Source organism: Marinobacterium rhizophilum, assembly GCF_024397915.1.
Taxonomy (GTDB): Bacteria; Pseudomonadota; Gammaproteobacteria; order Pseudomonadales; family Balneatricaceae; genus Marinobacterium_A; species Marinobacterium_A rhizophilum_A.
On the sequence record NZ_CP073347.1, the window covers coordinates 3,606,376 to 3,624,477 of the forward strand.

General features: G+C 59.5%; 18 protein-coding genes. 14 read left to right on the top strand and 4 right to left on the bottom strand.

Annotated features, from left to right (window positions below; all coding sequences use genetic code 11):
- The first annotated feature begins 166 nt into the window (after positions 1 to 166).
- The 10 genes from KDW95_RS16185 to KDW95_RS16230 all read left to right on the top strand — a co-directional run bounded on the left by KDW95_RS16185 (position 167) and on the right by KDW95_RS16230 (position 8,589).
- A complete protein-coding gene (locus tag KDW95_RS16185) occupies positions 167 to 577 on the top strand; it encodes an ATP synthase subunit I (RefSeq protein ID WP_255852854.1) in 411 nt (136 codons plus the stop codon).
- 16 nt (positions 578 to 593) lie between these two features.
- The gene (gene atpB, locus KDW95_RS16190) at positions 594 to 1,415 is read left to right on the top strand and encodes a F0F1 ATP synthase subunit A (protein ID WP_255852855.1); all 822 of its coding nucleotides are present in this window, start codon (positions 594 to 596) and stop codon (positions 1,413 to 1,415) included.
- A gap of 85 nt (positions 1,416 to 1,500) precedes the next feature.
- Positions 1,501 to 1,731 (top strand): F0F1 ATP synthase subunit C, encoded by a 231-nt coding sequence (atpE, locus tag KDW95_RS16195; RefSeq protein WP_020679585.1) that lies wholly within the window; start codon positions 1,501 to 1,503, stop codon positions 1,729 to 1,731.
- A 55-nt stretch (positions 1,732 to 1,786) separates the two neighbouring features.
- The gene (locus KDW95_RS16200) at positions 1,787 to 2,257 is read left to right on the top strand and encodes a F0F1 ATP synthase subunit B (RefSeq protein ID WP_255852856.1); all 471 of its coding nucleotides are present in this window, start codon (positions 1,787 to 1,789) and stop codon (positions 2,255 to 2,257) included.
- 12 nt (positions 2,258 to 2,269) lie between these two features.
- Positions 2,270 to 2,806, top strand: coding sequence for a F0F1 ATP synthase subunit delta (locus KDW95_RS16205; RefSeq protein ID WP_255856529.1), 537 nt, complete (start codon positions 2,270 to 2,272; stop codon positions 2,804 to 2,806).
- Positions 2,807 to 2,821: 15 nt separating this feature from the next.
- The gene (gene atpA, locus KDW95_RS16210; protein WP_255852857.1) at positions 2,822 to 4,366 is read left to right on the top strand and encodes a F0F1 ATP synthase subunit alpha; all 1,545 of its coding nucleotides are present in this window, start codon (positions 2,822 to 2,824) and stop codon (positions 4,364 to 4,366) included.
- 72 nt (positions 4,367 to 4,438) lie between these two features.
- Complete coding sequence (gene atpG / locus KDW95_RS16215) at positions 4,439 to 5,302, top strand: F0F1 ATP synthase subunit gamma (protein ID WP_255852858.1); 864 nt, start codon at positions 4,439 to 4,441, stop codon at positions 5,300 to 5,302.
- Between the two features lie 38 nt (positions 5,303 to 5,340).
- Positions 5,341 to 6,717, top strand: a complete 1,377-nt coding sequence (atpD, locus tag KDW95_RS16220) for a F0F1 ATP synthase subunit beta (protein WP_255852859.1) — start codon at positions 5,341 to 5,343, stop codon at positions 6,715 to 6,717.
- Positions 6,718 to 6,751: 34 nt separating this feature from the next.
- Positions 6,752 to 7,180, top strand: coding sequence for a F0F1 ATP synthase subunit epsilon (locus KDW95_RS16225; RefSeq protein ID WP_255852860.1), 429 nt, complete (start codon positions 6,752 to 6,754; stop codon positions 7,178 to 7,180).
- A 234-nt stretch (positions 7,181 to 7,414) separates the two neighbouring features.
- Positions 7,415 to 8,589 (top strand): IS3 family transposase gene (locus KDW95_RS16230; protein WP_255852861.1). Its coding sequence is split into 2 segments (ribosomal slippage): positions 7,415 to 7,709 and positions 7,709 to 8,589, totalling 1,176 coding nucleotides; the frame shifts between segments, so codons are not numbered across the junction.
- A gap of 97 nt (positions 8,590 to 8,686) precedes the next feature.
- On the opposite strand, the gene KDW95_RS16235 is transcribed toward KDW95_RS16230, so the two are convergent.
- Positions 8,687 to 9,427 carry a TrmB family transcriptional regulator gene (locus KDW95_RS16235; protein WP_255852862.1) on the bottom strand — a complete coding sequence of 247 codons (741 nt, stop codon included), beginning with the start codon at positions 9,425 to 9,427 and terminating at the stop codon, positions 8,687 to 8,689.
- 123 nt (positions 9,428 to 9,550) lie between these two features.
- On the opposite strand from KDW95_RS16235, the gene glmU reads away from it, so the two are divergent.
- The 3 genes from glmU to KDW95_RS16250 all read left to right on the top strand — a co-directional run bounded on the left by glmU (position 9,551) and on the right by KDW95_RS16250 (position 13,430).
- Positions 9,551 to 10,918: a bifunctional UDP-N-acetylglucosamine diphosphorylase/glucosamine-1-phosphate N-acetyltransferase GlmU gene (glmU, locus tag KDW95_RS16240; protein ID WP_255852863.1), complete on the top strand. Its 1,368-nt coding sequence runs from the start codon at positions 9,551 to 9,553 to the stop codon at positions 10,916 to 10,918.
- 75 nt (positions 10,919 to 10,993) lie between these two features.
- Positions 10,994 to 12,820 (top strand): glutamine--fructose-6-phosphate transaminase (isomerizing), encoded by a 1,827-nt coding sequence (gene glmS / locus KDW95_RS16245; RefSeq protein WP_255852864.1) that lies wholly within the window; start codon positions 10,994 to 10,996, stop codon positions 12,818 to 12,820.
- Between the two features lie 151 nt (positions 12,821 to 12,971).
- A complete protein-coding gene (locus tag KDW95_RS16250) occupies positions 12,972 to 13,430 on the top strand; it encodes a TerB family tellurite resistance protein (RefSeq protein ID WP_255852865.1) in 459 nt (152 codons plus the stop codon).
- A 39-nt stretch (positions 13,431 to 13,469) separates the two neighbouring features.
- On the opposite strand, the gene KDW95_RS16255 is transcribed toward KDW95_RS16250, so the two are convergent.
- From KDW95_RS16255 to lipA, 3 genes are all read right to left on the bottom strand, one after another.
- Entirely contained in the window at positions 13,470 to 14,852 is a 1,383-nt protein-coding gene (locus KDW95_RS16255) for an L-serine ammonia-lyase (RefSeq protein ID WP_255852866.1), read from the bottom strand.
- A 69-nt stretch (positions 14,853 to 14,921) separates the two neighbouring features.
- The gene (gene glyA / locus KDW95_RS16260; RefSeq protein ID WP_255852867.1) at positions 14,922 to 16,181 is read right to left on the bottom strand and encodes a serine hydroxymethyltransferase; all 1,260 of its coding nucleotides are present in this window, start codon (positions 16,179 to 16,181) and stop codon (positions 14,922 to 14,924) included.
- A gap of 129 nt (positions 16,182 to 16,310) precedes the next feature.
- Positions 16,311 to 17,255: a lipoyl synthase gene (lipA, locus tag KDW95_RS16265; protein ID WP_255852868.1), complete on the bottom strand. Its 945-nt coding sequence runs from the start codon at positions 17,253 to 17,255 to the stop codon at positions 16,311 to 16,313.
- Positions 17,256 to 17,664: 409 nt separating this feature from the next.
- Between lipA and gcvH the strand changes: the two genes are divergently transcribed.
- Positions 17,665 to 18,057: a glycine cleavage system protein GcvH gene (gcvH, locus tag KDW95_RS16270; RefSeq protein ID WP_255852869.1), complete on the top strand. Its 393-nt coding sequence runs from the start codon at positions 17,665 to 17,667 to the stop codon at positions 18,055 to 18,057.
- The last annotated feature ends 45 nt before the right edge of the window (positions 18,058 to 18,102 follow it).

Consider the following 18,102-nt stretch of genomic DNA (forward strand, 5'->3'; position numbering starts at 1 on the left):
TTTGCCGTGCAGCAGCGGCCCTGCAATGGATTTTTGCGCCTGATACCTTAGTACAAAAGGCACTGACTTCGGTTGATGCCGTACAGCAATACCCCTATAATCGGCACGCTGTTCAGGGGGGGTAACCTGAACAGACTTATCAGAATGGAATTTTTCGGGGACAAGCATGGGGAACCAGCGTGCAGGGGCCCAGTCCCGGAATACAAGGAAAACGGTCCTTGGCGTTCTGCTAATTCAAACGATCGTGATGCTGGTACTGTCGGCGGCGCTACTGCTGCTGAAGGGGAACGTGGTGGCGTACTCGGCTCTGCTGGGCGGCCTGATTTACATTATCCCCAACCTGTATATCGCATTGCGTACCTTGCCCCACCGCGCAGGCTCTACCGCTGGAATGGTGCTTGCGCAGCTATATGTCGGCCAAATATGGAAAATGGCGCTGTCAGTCGCGGGGTTCGCCGCGACCTTCATCTGGGTTAAGCCCCTCAGTCCATTTCCCATATTTGGTACTTTCATCTTGCTGCAGCTGCTTGGCATGGCTCTGCTGATGAAGTCCACAAAACAGTTCCTGAAACTTTAAGTGAGAGAGACTGAGAATGGCGAGCGGGACAGTTACATCCTCAGAATACATATCGCACCATCTGACCAACCTTACGTTTGGCAACCATCCTGAACAGGGCTGGAAGCTGGCGGAAAGTGCTGGCGAAGCAGCCGCAATGGGCTTTTGGGCGATCAACGTCGACACCATGCTGTGGTCTGTCGGTCTGGGCGTATTCTTCCTCTGGTTTTTCGGCAAGGTTGCCAAAAGCGTAACCTCCGGTGTGCCGGGCGGTACCCAGAACTTCATCGAGACGATCGTCGAATTTGTCGATGACAACGTCAAGAGCATTTTCCATTACAAAAATGCGGTTATCGCGCCGCTGGCACTGACCATCTTCGTCTGGGTTTTCCTGATGAACCTGATGGATTTGGTGCCGGTTGACTGGCTGCCCTACATCGCCGGCCAGATGGGCATCCACTTCATGAAAGTGGTACCGACCACCGACGTCAATGCTACCGGTGGCATGGCGCTGAGCGTATTTGCCCTGATCGTGTACTACAGCATCAAGCAGAAAGGCGTGAGCGGCTTCATGAAAGAGCTGTCGTTCCAGCCGCTGCCCAAAATTTTCATGCCGTTCAACCTGTTCCTGGAAATCGTGGGCCTGCTGGCCAAGCCGGTATCTCTGGCGCTGCGACTGTTCGGTAACATGTATGCCGGCGAAATGATCTTTATTCTGATCGCACTGCTGCCCTTCTGGATTCAGTGGCTGCTGTCAGTACCCTGGGCGATTTTCCATATCCTGATCATCACCCTGCAGGCATTCATCTTCATGGTACTCACAATCGTGTACCTGGCGATGGCACACGACGATCACTGATTGAAATATTCATCAGGGATCATTGAAAAAGTTTGCTTTAAACGTTTCAACTTTAACTTAACCTTGAAAATACTGGAGAAATCTAATGGCTGAACTGCTGTATATCGCTGCTGCGTTGATGCTGGGTCTGGGTGCAATCGGTGCTGCGATCGGCATTGGTATCCTGGGTGGCAAGTTCCTGGAAGGTGCTGCTCGTCAGCCGGAACTGGTTCCGCTGCTTCGCACACAGTTCTTCATCGTCATGGGTCTGGTCGACGCGATCCCGATGATCGGTGTAGGTCTGGGTCTGTACGTACTATTCGCTGTTGCCGGCTAATAAGTAGTAGTCATTCGTATATCTACTTTATTAGACAACCGCGAGAGGTAATGGCGTGAATATCAATCTCACCATCATTGGTCAGGCCATTGCATTCTTCTTCTTCGTCGTATTCTGCATGAAGTATGTGTGGCCACCGATTACCGGTGCCCTGGCAGAGCGCAAGAAAAAGATTGCTGAAGGCCTGGACGCTGCCGACCGCGCTACACGTGATTTGCACCTGGCCCAGGAAAAGGCCACTGCAAATCTGCGTGAAAGCAAGTTGGAAGCAGCCGCCATCATTGAACAAGCCAATAAGCGGGCGAGCCAGATCGTCGATGAAGCCAAAGAGCAGGCACGTACAGAAGCTGAACGTGTCAAGGTAGCCGCTCAGGCCGAGATCGAACAAGACGTCAACCGTGCCAAGGAAGCCCTGCGTACGCAGGTTGCCGCCCTGGTCGTTGCTGGCGCCGAGAGGATTCTGGAAACCTCTATTGACGAGAAAGCCCATGCTCAGCTGCTAGACAAGCTGGCCACCGAGCTTTAAGCGAGGTTTATGATGGCTGAACTTAATACAGTCGCTCGTCCCTATACAAAAGCAGCGTTTGAATTTGCGCTGGCGCAGGGCAGCCTCGACGCCTGGTCCGACATGCTCACTCTTGCCGCCTCCGTGGCGCAGGATGAGCAGATGGACCGGGTGCTGAGCAACCCCGCACTGACCAGCAAGCAGAAAGCGCAGGCGATGCTCAGTGTCTGTGAAGACAGCCTGAACGAAGCCGGTGGGAATTTCATTACCCTGCTGGCCGAGAATCGCCGTTTGGCTCTGCTGCCGGAAATCCTGGCACAGTTCGAGCTGTTGAAAGCCAATCAGCAAAAGTCCGTCGACATCGACGTGACCACGGCTTTCGAACTGGACGAGCAGCAGCAACAGAAACTGACTCAGGCAATCGGCGCCAAGCTGGGCCGCGAAGTGAAAATGACGGCTCAGGTAGACAAGTCTATCCTGGGCGGCGTTGTTATCCGTAGCGCAGACCTGGTGATCGATGGTTCGGTCCGCGCCCGACTGGCGAAACTGACCGAAGCGATGAGCTCCTGAGGGTGAGGTAAAATCATGCAGCAACTGAATCCATCTGAGATCAGCGAGATTCTCAAGAAGCGCATCGAGAAACTCGATGTGTCTTCTGAAGCCCGCAATGAGGGCACTATCGTCAGCGTGTCCGATGGTATCATCCTGATCCACGGTCTGGCTGATGTCATGTACGGGGAAATGATCGAATTCCCCGGCGGCGTTTACGGTCTGGCACTGAACCTGGAGCGTGACTCCGTCGGTGCTGTTGTACTGGGTGACTACCAGAGTCTGGTAGAGGGCATGACTGCCCGTTGCACCGGTCGCATCCTGGAAGTACCGGTCGGTCCGGAAATGCTTGGTCGCGTTGTAGACGCCCTGGGTAACCCGATCGACGGCAAAGGCCCGCTCGAAACCAAACTGACCGATGCTATCGAAAAGGTTGCACCGGGCGTTATCGACCGTCAGTCGGTAGATCAGCCGGTTCAGACCGGTCTGAAAGCCATTGACGCGATGGTCCCCATCGGCCGTGGCCAGCGTGAGCTGATCATCGGTGACCGTCAGATCGGTAAGACGGCGATCGCCATCGACGCGATCATCAACCAGAAAGGCACTGGCATCAAGTGTATCTACGTTGCGGTCGGACAGAAGCAGTCCACCATCGCCAACGTGGTACGCAAGCTGGAAGAGCACGGCGCGATGGATCACACCATTGTTGTTGCCGCTGGCGCTTCCGATCCTGCTGCCATGCAGTTCCTGGCTCCTTACGCCGGCGCAACCATGGGTGAGTACTTCCGTGACCGCGGCGAAGATGCCCTGATCGTATTTGACGACCTGACCAAGCAGGCCTGGGCGTATCGCCAGATCTCCCTGCTGCTGCGTCGTCCGCCGGGCCGTGAAGCTTACCCCGGTGACGTTTTCTACTTGCACTCCCGCCTGCTGGAACGCGCTGCACGCGTGAACGCCGACTACGTCGAGAAGTTCACCAACGGTGAAGTGAAAGGCCAGACTGGCTCGCTGACGGCTCTGCCGATCATCGAAACCCAGGGCGGCGACGTGTCTGCATTCGTACCGACCAACGTTATCTCCATCACCGATGGTCAGATCTTCCTGGAATCGAGCCTGTACAACGCAGGTATTCGCCCGGCGATCAACGCCGGTCTGTCCGTATCCCGTGTAGGTGGTGCCGCTCAGACCAAGATCATCAAGAAACTGGGTGGCGGTGTGCGTCTGGCACTGGCTCAGTACCGCGAGCTGGCTGCCTTCGCGCAGTTTGCTTCCGACCTGGATGATGTGACCCGTGGTCAGCTGGAACACGGTCAGCGTGTTACCGAGCTGATGAAGCAGAAGCAGTACTCGCCGATGTCGGTTGCCGACATGGGTCTGAGCCTGTACGCCGCGAACGAAGGTTTCCTGAACGACGTTGAGCTGAACAAGATTGGTGCCTTTGAATCGGCCCTGATCTCCTACTTCAAGTCCGAACATGCGGACCTGATGGCTAAGGTTAACGTTGCCGGTGCCTACAACGACGAGATTTCTGCGCAGTTCAAGGCCGGAATCGAGAAGTTCAAGTCAACCCAGACCTGGTAACAGCCCTAGGGCAGAGGGTCTGCGGGCGCGCCCCGCAGGCCGATAACCGGTTCAAGGTATAAAGGCGGAACTATGGCAGTCGGAAAAGAGATAAAGACGCAAATTGCGAGCATCGGCAGTACGCGCAAAATTACTAGCGCCATGGAAATGGTGGCCGCCAGTAAGATGCGCAAGGCTCAGGATCGCATGCAGTCGTCCCGACCGTACGCTCGCAGTATCCGTGGCGTTATTCAGCATCTGGCAAAGTCCAATCCTGAATACTCTCACCTTTACATGCAGGAACGTGAAGCCAAGCGCGTCGGCTACATCATCGTAGCCAGTGACCGCGGTCTTTGCGGCGGCCTGAACACTAACGTGTTCAAGGCAGCCCTCAAAAGCATGAAGGGTTACCACGACAAGGGCGTTGCGATCGATGTCTGTGCGCTGGGCGCAAAGGCGTTGTCCTTCTTCAAGAGCTACGGCGGCAACGTGGTAGCGGCAAAAACGCATCTGGGTGACGCACCTGTACTGGCCGAGCTGATCGGCTCCGTCAAGGTGATGTTCGATGCGTTCGCTGAAGGCAAGCTGGATCGCCTGTTCGTGGTGTCGAACGAATTCGTTAACACCATGACACAGAAACCCACAGTTGAGCAGGTTCTGCCGCTGCGGGCCGAAGACGACGAACAACAGCTGAGCCATCACTGGGATTACATCTACGAACCGGACGCGAAAGAGCTGCTTAACGGCCTGCTCAGTCGTTACGTCGAGTCGGTAGTGTACCAGGCGGTGGTCGAGAACAATGCCTGTGAACAGGCAGCCCGTATGCTGGCGATGAAGAACGCGACAGATAACGCCGGCGACCTGATAGACGAGCTGAAGATGGTTTACAACAAGGCTCGTCAAGCTGCGATTACTCAGGAAATTTCCGAGATCGTCAGCGGCGCCGCTGCGGTTTGATGCAGTCAACGGGTTTAAACGTTTAAGAGGATCCGAACATGAGTAGCGGACAAATCGTTCAGATTATCGGCGCCGTCGTCGACGTGGAATTCCCGCGTGACAGCGTGCCGAAGGTATATGACGCCCTGACAGTCACCAAAGTCGGCCTGACGCTGGAAGTTCAGCAGCAGCTGGGTGACGGTGTGGTACGCGCCATTGCCATGGGTCAGACCGAAGGCGTAAGCCGTGGTCTGACTGTAGAAAACACCGGTGCGCCGGTTTCCGTACCTGTTGGTAAGGCAACCCTGGGTCGCATCATGGATGTACTCGGCAACCCGATCGATGACGCAGGTCCGATCGGTGAAGAAGAGCGCATGCCGATTCACCGCAAGGCTCCGACTTACGCGGAACAGGCGGCTTCCAACGAACTGCTGGAAACCGGCATCAAGGTTATCGACCTGGTATGCCCGTTTGCTAAAGGCGGCAAGGTTGGTCTGTTTGGTGGTGCTGGTGTGGGCAAGACCGTCAACATGATGGAGCTCATCCGTAACATCGCCATCGAGCACAGCGGTTACTCTGTATTCGCAGGTGTCGGTGAGCGTACCCGTGAAGGTAACGACTTCTACTACGAGATGAAAGAGTCCAACGTACTGGACAAGGTCTCTCTGGTATACGGTCAGATGAACGAGCCGCCGGGTAACCGTCTGCGCGTAGCATTGACCGGCCTGACCATGGCGGAGAAATTCCGTGATGAAGGCCGTGACGTACTGTTGTTCGTCGACAACATCTACCGTTACACCCTGGCGGGCACCGAAGTATCGGCCCTGCTGGGTCGTATGCCTTCCGCGGTAGGTTACCAGCCGACGCTGGCCGAAGAGATGGGCGTTCTGCAGGAACGTATCACTTCGACCCAGACAGGTTCCATCACGTCCATCCAGGCGGTATACGTACCGGCGGATGACTTGACTGACCCGTCTCCGGCAACCACCTTCTCCCACCTTGATGCGACCGTGGTACTGTCCCGTCAGATCGCCGAGCTGGGTATCTACCCGGCTGTGGACCCGCTGGACTCCACGTCCCGTCAGCTGGATCCGCTGGTAATCGGTCAGGAACACTATGACATCGCCCGTCAGGTGCAGAACGTGCTGCAGCGTTACAAGGAACTGAAGGACATCATCGCGATCCTGGGTATGGACGAGCTGTCTGAAGAAGACAAGCAGGTCGTTACCCGTGCGCGTAAGATCCAGCGCTTCCTGTCCCAGCCGTTCTTCGTAGCGGAAGTATTCACCGGTGCATCCGGCAAGTACGTCTCGCTGAAAGACACCATCCGTGGCTTCAAGGGCATTCTGGAAGGCGAGTTCGACTCCCTGCCGGAACAGGCCTTCTACATGGTTGGCGGTATCGAAGAAGCGGTCGAGAAAGCCAAGAACCTGTAAGGTTCTGGTCGGAAACCTTTAAGAGGTAACAAGCATGGCTATGACTGTTCATTGCGATATCGTGAGTGCCGAGGGCGAGGTTTTCTCCGGCCTGATCGAGTTCGTATCGGTAACAGGTAGCCTGGGTGACCTGGGTATCTACCCCGGTCACGCTCCGCTTCTGACGGAACTGAAACCAGGCCCTGTCGAGCTGCGCAAGCAGGGCGGCCAGGAAGACGTTTTTTACGTCTCCGGCGGCTTTCTCGAAGTGCAACCGCACAAGGTCATCGTGCTCGCAGACACCGCTCTGCGCGCCAATGACCTGAGTGAAGCGGCGGCACAGGAGGCTCAGACGCATGCGCAACAGGAGATGGCTGACAAGTCTGCCGAGTTTGAATACTCGCGGGCGGCCACGCAGCTGGCGGAAGCCACTGCACAGCTGCGCACATTGCAGCAGATTCGCAAGAAAGGTGGCAAACACTGATCCTGCGATCTGATCTCGATTAAAAAGGCAGCCTGATGGCTGCCTTTTTTATGCGCGGAGGTTGGTGATTTGGTAGGTGGTAATTAGTGATTAGTGATTGGTCATTCGTAAGCCGTAAGCTGACAGCTTAAGGCTGATAGCATTGCTAATCACGAATCACGAATCACGAATCACTTTCACTGGTACGACCCCGAATTAGTGGACACTTTTTTCACATAGGAAAAAGGTGGCTCCATGAAGAAAAGGTCCTATCAGCAATACACGCCGGAATTTAAACGTGCGGCGGTACAGGCTTCCATCGACTCAGCAGAGACAGTGCATGCTGTCGCTGTTAAATTGGGCATCAATCCCCGCATTCTTTACCGATGGAGAAGCGACTTGACGCGCAAAACAGCACCAGCAAGCACGCCAACCGTGCAGAACACAGGTCCGGAGAAGAGCATCAAAGACCTGGAACGGGACAACAAGGCATTGCAGCGCAAGCTCGCACGGTTGGAGCTGGAGAACGAAATCCTAAAAAAGGCGCAAGCGTACTGGGGCGACCACCCGACATAAGGTTCGCGTTTATCCGCCGTTATCAGTCGGTATGCTGGCCGGTGGTGTCGCTCTGTGCCGCGCTCAATGTCTCGCGCTCAGGATATTATCGTTGGCTGCACGCCGCTGTGTCCCCGCAGCAGCATGCGAACCTGGCGTTGAGCACATTCTTGCTGAACACAGCCAAGGAGGAACACGGGATCCCGGGGTACCGCAAACTCTGGCGGAGCGCGGTTGATGCTGGCTATGACTGCAGCCTTAACCGCGTTCAGCGGGTGCTGCAAAAAGCCGGCTATCGCTCATGCAGAGCGCTCAAGCCTGGCCACAGACGGCCTGCGGCCGGACTACCGGTGCTGCCAAACCTACTGAACAGACAGTTTGCGGTCAGTCAGCCCAACCGGGTGTGGGTGTCTGATATTACACAGATCCGGGCAACAGATGGCTGGCTGTATCTCGCGACAGTCATGGATTTTCACTCCAGGCGCATCGTGGGGTGGGCCGCTGGCGCGGTTAACCACGCCGATCTGGTGGTTCAGGCGCTAGACAACGCATGGGCGTACCGCTGCCCAGACGGTCACAAACTGTTGTTTCATTCCGATCAGGGAGCGCAGTATCGTTCGGAACCCGTGATGAGGTGGCTCAATGACCGTCACGTGACAATCAGCATGTCACGTCGCGGAAACTGCTGGGACAATGCCTGCGCCGAAAGCTTTTTTGCGCAACTGAAGCTGGAATGGACCAAGCGCCTGCCACCCGTGGACCGGCGGATCCTGACGCTTGAAGTGCACTATTACATCGACGAGTATTACAACAACGTTCGCCGGCACGAGACACTCAACGGGTTAAGCCCCGCTGAGTTTGAGCAGGTGATTTAAGTGCGTGTCCACTTTTGTGGGGTCACACCACACCTTTCACCTTTCACCTTGTTCCTTGCCCCTTGCCCCTTGCCCCTTGCCCCTTGCCCCTGGCACCTCACAGCAGCCCCCAGAGGGTATCGAACACGATCTTCTGCGCGGCGGATACCTCGCGGGAGTCGATCACCACGGCGGTGGGGTAGTTTTCCGACGCCAGCGAGATAATCGCCACCCGGGGCGGGTAGATGGCGATATAGGCCGCATCCACCGGGCCTTCGGTGCGAATCCACTTGCGTTCGGACAGCTCGGCGTCCTCACCCCCTTCACCAATGGCGATTACCCGCACCTGGATACCCCGGGCAATGCGCTGCACCGTGTAGGTCGGGAAAGGCCGGTACAGGTGGCGCCGGATGGGTTTGGAGGAAAATACCGAGTAGCTGGCATCGGGTTGGCCGGACACGGTATTAAGAATGTCCCGCAGCACGAATTCGATACCGTCGTCACCTTCGTAAAACTGCACATTGGCGGCGCTGAAGTCGGGTTTCAGGTGGTTGAGTTCAGGAATCAGCTTGCCGCGCAGCTGGCCGATGGCATTGTCCAGTGACGCCTGACGTTCCTGCGCCATCTGTAACAGCACCTCGGGGTCGCGGGGCGAGAAATAACGCCGTTTGCCCTTGGGCAGGTAGGTAATCACACCCTTGCCCTGCAAGCTCTTGAGGCACTCGTACGCGGTGCCGCGATTGATGCCGGCCTTGTCGGCGATGGTACGGATGGCACTGGGGCCCAGGCTCAGCAGGGCACGGTAAATGCGTACCTCGCGTTCCTCCAGGCCGAGCAGGCTAAAGATATCTTCGGTCATTTTGTCAAAATTTTACTGACAACTAATATTGAATCTGCTTTTGTATCAGCTAAAGTCTGCAACCACCACCTCTTGTTTCCATTTAACCGGATAAAACGCGCAGCGCGCAGGATTAGCGTAACGATGTCATTGGATGTGATTATTCTGGCAGCCGGGCAGGGCAGCCGCATGAAGTCGAAGAAACCCAAGGTGCTGCACGGTATTGGCGGCAAGCCAATGGTGCAGCATGTCATCGATTGCGCACAGGAACTGGATACTCCCCGCATCCACGTTGTGGTCGGCCATGGCGCCGAGCAGGTGCGTGACGCCCTGGCCGGTCAGGCGCTGGAGTTCGCACTCCAGGCCGAACAGCTGGGCACCGGTCATGCCGTGGCCCAGGCACTGGCAGGCACCACGCCCGACGGCATCAGCCTGGTGCTGTACGGCGATGTGCCCCTGACCCGCAGCGAAACCCTGCGCCAGCTGGTCGAGATTGCCGGCCAGGACAAGCTGGGGCTGCTGACGGTAAAACTGTCCGACCCCACCGGCTATGGCCGCATTATCCGTGACGACGCCGGCCAGGTGGTGGCCATTGTCGAGCACAAGGACGCCAGCGCAGCGCAGCGCGAAGTGAACGAGGTCAATACCGGTATCCTGGCGCTGCCGACACGGCTGCTGGCCGACTGGCTGCCCAGGCTCTCGAGCAACAATGCCCAGGGCGAATACTACCTTACCGATGTGATCGCCATGGCGGCGGACCAGGCCGTGCGGATCGAGGCGATACAGCCCGAGCATGAGCAGGAAGTGCAGGGCGTGAACAACCGCCTGCAGCAGGCTGAGCTGGAGCGCTGGTACCAGCTGCGCGAGGCGCAGCGCCTGATGCATAACGGCGTCACCCTGCTGGACCCGTCCCGCCTGGATGTGCGCGGCAGCCTTAGCGCAGGCTTTGATGTGGTCATTGATATCAACTGCGTGTTTGAGGGCAGGGTGGTGCTGGGCAATGATGTCAGCATCGGCCCCAACTGCCACATTAAGGACGCCGTGATCGGCGATGGCTGCCAGATCAGGGCCAACTCGGTGATCGATCAGGCTCAGCTGCAGGAAAACTGCGATATCGGCCCCTTTGCGCGCCTGCGTCCGGGCACGGAGCTGGCGGCCGGCGTCAAGGTCGGCAACTTTGTCGAAACCAAGAAAGCCCGTATCGGCGAAGGCTCCAAGGTCAATCACCTGAGCTACGTGGGCGATGCGCTTCTGGGCAGCGACGTGAATGTCGGCGCCGGTACCATCACCTGCAACTATGATGGCGTTAACAAGTCACAGACCGAGATCGGCGACGGTGCCTTTATCGGCTCCAACAGTGCCTTGGTGGCACCGGTGAAGGTCGGTGCAGGGGCCACGGTCGGCGCCGGCTCCACCATTACCCGGGATGTGGCCGAGGCCCAGCTGTCGGTGGCCCGGGGCAAGCAGCGCAACCTCGATAACTGGCCGCGCCCGCTCAAGCGCGAAAGCTGAACGCCGGGGCCCGCGCAGGGCCCTGTCACAATACTCGTTTGCAAGCTGTACCCGTTTTAACGGAAGGATCGAAACATGTGTGGAATCGTAGGGGCTATCGCCGCAAGGCCGGTATCGGAAATACTGCTCGAAGGCCTGCGCCGGCTTGAATACCGCGGTTATGACTCCGCTGGCATGACGGTGTGGGACGGCAGCCAGATCAACCGTCTGCGCCGTGCCGGCAAGGTACAGGCGCTGGGGGATGCCCTGGCCGAAACCCCGCTGGACGGCCAGCTGGGCATCGCCCACACGCGCTGGGCCACCCACGGCAAGCCCACCGAAAACAATGCCCATCCACATATGTCCGGCGCCCGTCTTGCGGTGGTGCATAACGGCATTATCGAAAACTTCGAGGCCCTCAAGCGTGACCTGATCGCCAAGGGGTACGAATTCACCTCCGACACCGATACCGAGGTCATCGCCCATCTGCTGGACAGCGCCATCAGTGCCGGCGCCAGCGTGCTGGATGCGGTGCGCAATTGTGTGGCACAGCTGCACGGGGCCTTTGCCCTGGGCGTGATGCACGAGGATTACCCCGGCGAGCTGATCACGGCACGCAAGGGCAGCCCGCTGGTCATCGGCGTGGGGATCGGCGAGAACTTCATCGGTTCCGACCCGCTGGCACTGCTGCAGGTTACCGACCGCTTCATTTACCTCGAAGAGGGTGATGTGGCGCGCCTGCGTCGTCTGGGCATAGAGATCTGGGACAGTGCCGGTGAGTCCGTCGAACGCCCGGTGCAGCAGTTCCAGCACGGCTCCGGTAGCGTCGACAAGGGCGAATACAAGCACTACATGCTCAAGGAAATCTACGAGCAGCCCCGCGTCGTGCATGCCGCCATGGAAGGGCGCCTGGGCGACAGCCGGGTGCTGGAAGAGGCCTTTGGCGTTGCCGCGCCGGCCATCTTCGACCAGGTCAGGCAGGTGCAGATCGTCGCCTGCGGCACCAGCTACCACGCCGGCCTGATCGCCAAGTACTGGATCGAGGATCTGGCGGGCATTCCCTGCATGGTGGAAGTGGCCAGCGAGTTTCGTTACCGCAAGGTGGTGCTGCCCAAGGGGACGCTCTTTGTCAGCATTTCTCAGTCCGGGGAAACCGCCGATACCCTGGCGGCCCTGCGCGAGGTGCGCGATCGCATCCTGGCGAGCCTGAGCATCTGCAACGTGCCGGGCAGCTCCCTGGTGCGCGAATCCGACCTCTGCCTTATGACCAACGCCGGCCCCGAAATCGGCGTGGCCTCGACCAAGGCTTTCACCACCCAGCTGGTCGCCCTGCTGATGACCACCCTGGTGCTGGGTCGCCGCCATGAACTGAGCGACGCCACCGAAGCCGCCATCGTGGCAGACCTGAAAACCCTGCCGGGGCTGCTGGAACAGGTACTGGGGCTGGACTCCGCCATCGAGAAAATGGCCGAAGCCTTTGCCGAGAAGCACCATGCGCTTTTCCTCGGCCGTGGCCCGCTCAATCCGGTGGCGATGGAAGGGGCGCTCAAGCTCAAGGAAATCTCCTACATCCACGCCGAGGCCTATGCCGCCGGCGAGCTCAAGCATGGCCCGCTGGCGCTGGTCGACAAGGACATGCCGGTGGTCACGGTGGCACCGCGCAACGAGATGCTCGACAAGCTCAAGGCCAACCTGCAGGAAGTGCGTGCCCGTGGTGGCGAACTGTTCGTCTTTGCCGGCAGTCGCCAGGAAGTGCAGCCCGAAGAGGGCGTGCAGGTGCTGGAACTGCCGCCGGTGCCGGGCATCCTGGAGCCCATCGTCTACACCCTGCCACTGCAGCTGCTGTCCTACCACGTCGCCGTGCTCAAGGGCACCGACGTCGACCAGCCACGCAACCTGGCCAAATCCGTAACGGTCGAATAGCGCGACACCGGTTCAGTTCCGTTACCGCCCGGCACCTATTGTCGGGCGGTTTTGTTTGGATTGCCGCCAGAGTGGGGAGGCGGGCAGCAGGTATGGCGGTGAACTTTTGCGGCAACGGTCGAGTCCACTGCGCAACCGAGGAGGAACCCCGATGTTCAACAGGCTTAAAACGGCATTGGCCGACGTGTTTCAGCTGGGTGGCGAGAAGGCGAACGCAGAGGCGCAGGAGACGGTGTCCCTGATCTCGGCGGCGCTGATGGTGGAGGTGATCGCCTCCGACTACGAGCACCGGCTGCAGGAGCGGGATACGCTGCTGGCGATCATTCAGCGCAGTTTCGGGCTGGATGCCGTTGAGGCGGATGCCCTGGTGCAGCGCGCGCACGAGGCGCAGCACCAGGCCACCGACTACTTTCGCTTTACCTCGCGACTCAATGACATCTGCACACCGCAGGAGAAGGTGGCGCTGATCGAGAACCTCTGGCGTATCGCTTTCGCCGACGGCGAACTCCACCATTATGAGGAACACGTGATTCGTCGCATCGCCGACCTGATACATGTGCCCCACATGGCGTTTATTGCCGCGAAACACCGGGCCGAGGCCGCGTCCTAGTCGCAGATTGCGGGCACATGCAAGCCGCAACGCGTGCGATCAGCACTCGACGATATTGACCGCCAGGCCGCCGCGGGAGGTTTCCTTGTACTTGTCGAGCATGTCGCGGCCGGTTTCGCGCATGGTGCGGATGACCTTGTCGAGGGAGACAAAGTGCTGGCCGTCGCCGCGCAGCGCCAGGGAGGCGGCGTTGATCGCCTTGACGGCGGCCATGGCATTGCGCTCGATACAGGGTACCTGCACCAGGCCACCGATGGGATCGCAGGTGAGCCCGAGGTTGTGTTCCATGCCAATCTCGGCGGCATTCTCGATCTGCTCCGGTGTGCCGCCGGTGGCTTCGGCCAGGCCTGCCGCCGCCATGGCGCAGGCGGAACCGACCTCACCCTGACAGCCGACTTCGGCGCCGGAGATCGAGGCATTGATCTTGAACAGGATGCCGATGGCGGCCGCGGTCAGCAGAAAGCGCACCACGCCGTCTTCGTCGGCATTGGGGCAAAAATGCATGTAGTAGTGCAGCACCGCCGGGATGATGCCGGCCGCGCCATTGGTGGGGGCCGTGACCATGCGACCACCGGCGGCGTTCTCCTCGTTCACGGCCAGCGCATAGAGGTTGACCCAGTCCAGCGCACCAAGCGACGGGGTGATCAGGTCCATGCGGGTGCGGTTGCGCAGGTCGCGGTGCAGCGCGGCGGCACGGCGCCGCACCTTGAGCCCGCCGGGCAGAATCCCCTCGTTGCGGGTACCGTTCTGCACGCACTCCTGCATGACCTGCCAGATCTGCAGGATACCGGCGCGGATCTCTGCTTCGCTACGCCAGACCTTTTCGTTTTCCAGCATCAGGTCCGCGATCGACAGGCCGCTGGCCTGGCACTGTGCCAGCAGCTGCGCGCCGGTGCTGAACGGGTAGGGCTGCGGGGTCTGGTCGGCCTCGATGGCGACGCCCGACTCGGCGTTGCCATCCACAACGAAACCGCCGCCGATCGAGTAGTAGGTTTTTTCGCTCAGCAGCTGTCCGTCAGCGTCCAGGGCGCGAAAGCTCATGCCGTTGGCGTGCAGCGCCAGGCTTTCCTTGCGGTGGTAGATCAGGTGTTCATCGGCAATGAAGCCAATGGTTTGTCGCCCGAGCAGCATCAGGCTGCCGCTGTTGTGAATCTCGGCGCTGCGCGGGGCCACCCGGGTGGGGTCGACCTGGTCGGGCAGGTGCCCTTCAAGGCCCAACAGCACGGCCGGCCCCGTGCCATGACCCTTGCCGGTGGCGCCGAGCGAGCCGTACAGCTGGGTCTGTACCGCCGCGACGCGGGGCAGTAACGCGGTTTCATCCAGGTGCTGAGCAAACTGCCAGGCCGCCTTCATTGGCCCCACGGTATGGGAGCTGGACGGCCCGATACCGACGGTCAGCATATCGAACAGGCTGATAGCCATCTGTGCCTCCTGGCCCGCCGTCTCGGCGGGCCTGCGTGTTATGGGTAACGGTAGAGAGTGAGCCCGGGATCAGCGGTACGCCGGGTAGTCCGCACAGAGGGCCTGGACCTTGTCTTTTACAGCCGCGATGGCAGCGTCGGCATCACCGGCCTGCATGGCATCCAGGATGTCAGCGATCCAGCCCGCCAGGGCTTCGCACTGCGCTTCCTTGAAGCCGCGGGTGGTGATCACCGGCGAGCCGATGCGCAGGCCCGAGGTCACGAAGGGCGACTGCGGATCGTTGGGCACGGCGTTCTTGTTGACGGTGATGGAGGCACGGCCCAGGGCAGCGTCCGCATCCTTGCCGGTCAGGCCCTGCTTGATCAGGCTGAGCAGGAACAGGTGGTTCTCGGTGCCGCCGGAGACCACATCGTAGCCACGCTCGATAAACACCTTGGCCAGTACCTTGGCGTTCTTGACCACCTGGGTCTGGTACTCCTTGAACTCGGGCTGCAGCGCTTCCTTGAAAGCCACAGCCTTGGCAGCGATAACGTGCATCAGCGGGCCGCCCTGGCCGCCCGGGAATACGGCGGAGTTCAGCTTCTTCTCAATATCGGCGTTAGCCTTGGCCAGGATCAGGCCGCCACGGGGGCCGCGCAGCGTCTTGTGCGTGGTGGTGGTCACGACATCGGCAAAGGGTACCGGGTTGGGGTACTGGCCAGCGGCGATCAGGCCGGCAACGTGGGCCATGTCGACGAACAGGAAGGCACCCACTTCATCGGCGATCTCGCGAAAACGCGCCCAGTCAACCACCTGGGAATAGGCGGAGAAACCGGCCACGATCATCTTCGGCTTGTGCTCGCGGGCCAGGCTGGCCACCTGGTCGTAATCGATCTCGCCGTTCTCGGTCAGGCCGTACTGCACGGCGTTGTAGATCTTGCCGGAGAAGTTGACGTGGGAACCATGGGTCAGGTGACCACCGTGGGCCAGGCTCATGCCCAGCACGGTATCGCCGGGGGCGCACAGCGCCATGTAGACGGCGGCGTTGGCCTGGGAGCCGGAGTGCGGCTGCACGTTGGCGTAATCGGCCCCGAACAGTTCCCTGGCGCGGTCGATGGCCAACTGCTCGACCACGTCGACGTATTCACAGCCGCCGTAGTAACGCTTGCCCGGGTAGCCTTCGGCATACTTGTTGGTCAGCTGCGAGCCCTGAGCCTGCATCACCAGCGGGCTGGTGTAGTTTTCGGAGGCGATCAGTTCGATATGATCTTCCTGACGCTGAACCTCGGCGGTCATGGCCGCCCACAGGTCTGCATCGAAATTCTGAATCAGGTCGTTATTGTTAAACATCGTATTGTTCTCCCGCCTGGGTTGGAATCGCAAGCACACCGCACCCCTCCAGGCGGGGGCGGCACGGTTGCCTGGTGTTGATGAAGAGCCGGGGTTGCCCTGGTTTCCCAGGGCAACCCCGGGTGCTCGTTAAGTCAGTGACTGCCCCGAGGCTTGCAGGTCCGCATGGTAGGACGACCGCACCATGGGGCCGCTGGCAACGTTGCTGAACCCCAGCTGGTAGCCGATCTCCTCGTAGGCCTTGAACTCGTCCGGCGTGACGTAGCGTTCGACCGCCAGGTGGTGCCGGCTCGGCTGCAGGTACTGGCCGATTGTCAGCATGTCGACACCCTGGTGGCGCAGGTCCTGCATGACCGCGACGATCTCGTCCTTCGTTTCGCCCAGGCCCACCATCAGGCCGGACTTGGTGGTGACATCGGGGTGCCGGTGTTTGTAGCGCTGCAGCAGGTTCAGCGAGTTCTGGTAGTCGGCGCCCGGGCGCACAGTGGCGTAGAGGCGCGGCACGGTTTCCATGTTGTGGTTCAGCACATCGGGCAGGTCGACGGCCAGGGCCGCCAGCGCGGTATCGAGCTTGCCGCGAAAGTCAGGTACCAGAATTTCCACCGTCAGGCCGGGATTCAGCGCCCTGGACTCGCGCACCGTTTCACTGAAGTGGGCGGCGCCGCCGTCTCGCAGGTCGTCACGGTCGACGGAGGTGATGACCGCATAGCGCAGGTTCAGCTGCTGAATACTCTGGGCTACATGGCGCGGCTCATCCGGGTCGAGCCCCAGGGGCTTGCCGTGGGCGACATCGCAGAAGGGGCAGCGGCGGGTGCAGATACCGCCCATGATCATGAAGGTGGCGGTACGCTTGCTGAAACATTCGGCCAGGTTCGGGCAGGATGCCTCTTCGCACACCGTATGCAGTTTCAGCTCACGCAGCTGTTTTTTCACCCTGGCGACGTTGCTGTTGCTGCGCGGGTCGATGCGAATCCACTCGGGCTTCGCCAGGCGCGCACGGCCGGGATCGGGCTTGTGGCGCAGGCGCGCCATCTTGGATTCGCCCTTCAGTTGTTTCAACGGAATGAGTTCCATCCTGTCACCTCTGCTTGCGGAGTTGCTGCGTCTTGAGCCGCCTGGGGATCGGGCTGGCGTTTCGGGTGCATCGGGCCGCGGCAATTAGGCTGTTCCCTGGCGAACAGGGTGGCCACGGCCGTCGACTGTGGCCTCATCATGCACCAAGTAAACGAAGTTTCCAATAGGAAACAATATTTCTTTGTTTCGTACCCATCTGTCTGGCCCCGGCAGGTCGCCTGAACAAAAGCTATCTGAATACCTGTAACGGCCGTAACAAATCGGCATGGAGGCTGCGGAATTGTGTTTCCGTAGTTTCCAATAGGAAATATTTGTTGAAACTAGGAAAGTGTATTGCTAGGCTTTTGCTGTCACCGGTTGAGGGCGATTGCCGCCGGACCCTCGATGAACAGCAAGAAGGAAAATAACGATGAGCAATGTACCGACAAATCTGAAATATGCCGCTTCCCATGAATGGGTGCTCGACAACGGTGACGGTACCGCGACCGTAGGCATCAGCGACCATGCCCAGGAGCTGCTGGGCGACGTGGTGTTCGTGGAGCTGCCGGAGCTGGGCCGCGAGATCAGCAAGGGCGAGGAGTTCTCGCTGGTTGAATCGGTCAAGGCGGCCTCCGACATCTACTCGCCCATCAGCGGCGAGGTGGTCGAGGTCAACGATGCGCTGACAGATACGCCGGAAACGGTCAATGAGAGCCCTTACGAGGGTGGCTGGATCGCCCGGGTCAGGCTGTCCGACGCAGCTGAACTGGCGGACCTGCTGAGCGCGGTCGAGTACCAGGCGACCGTCGCCGAAGACGCCTGATAGCGCCCGCGCGCAAGGCCGGTGTACCGAGAATAAAAGAGCAGG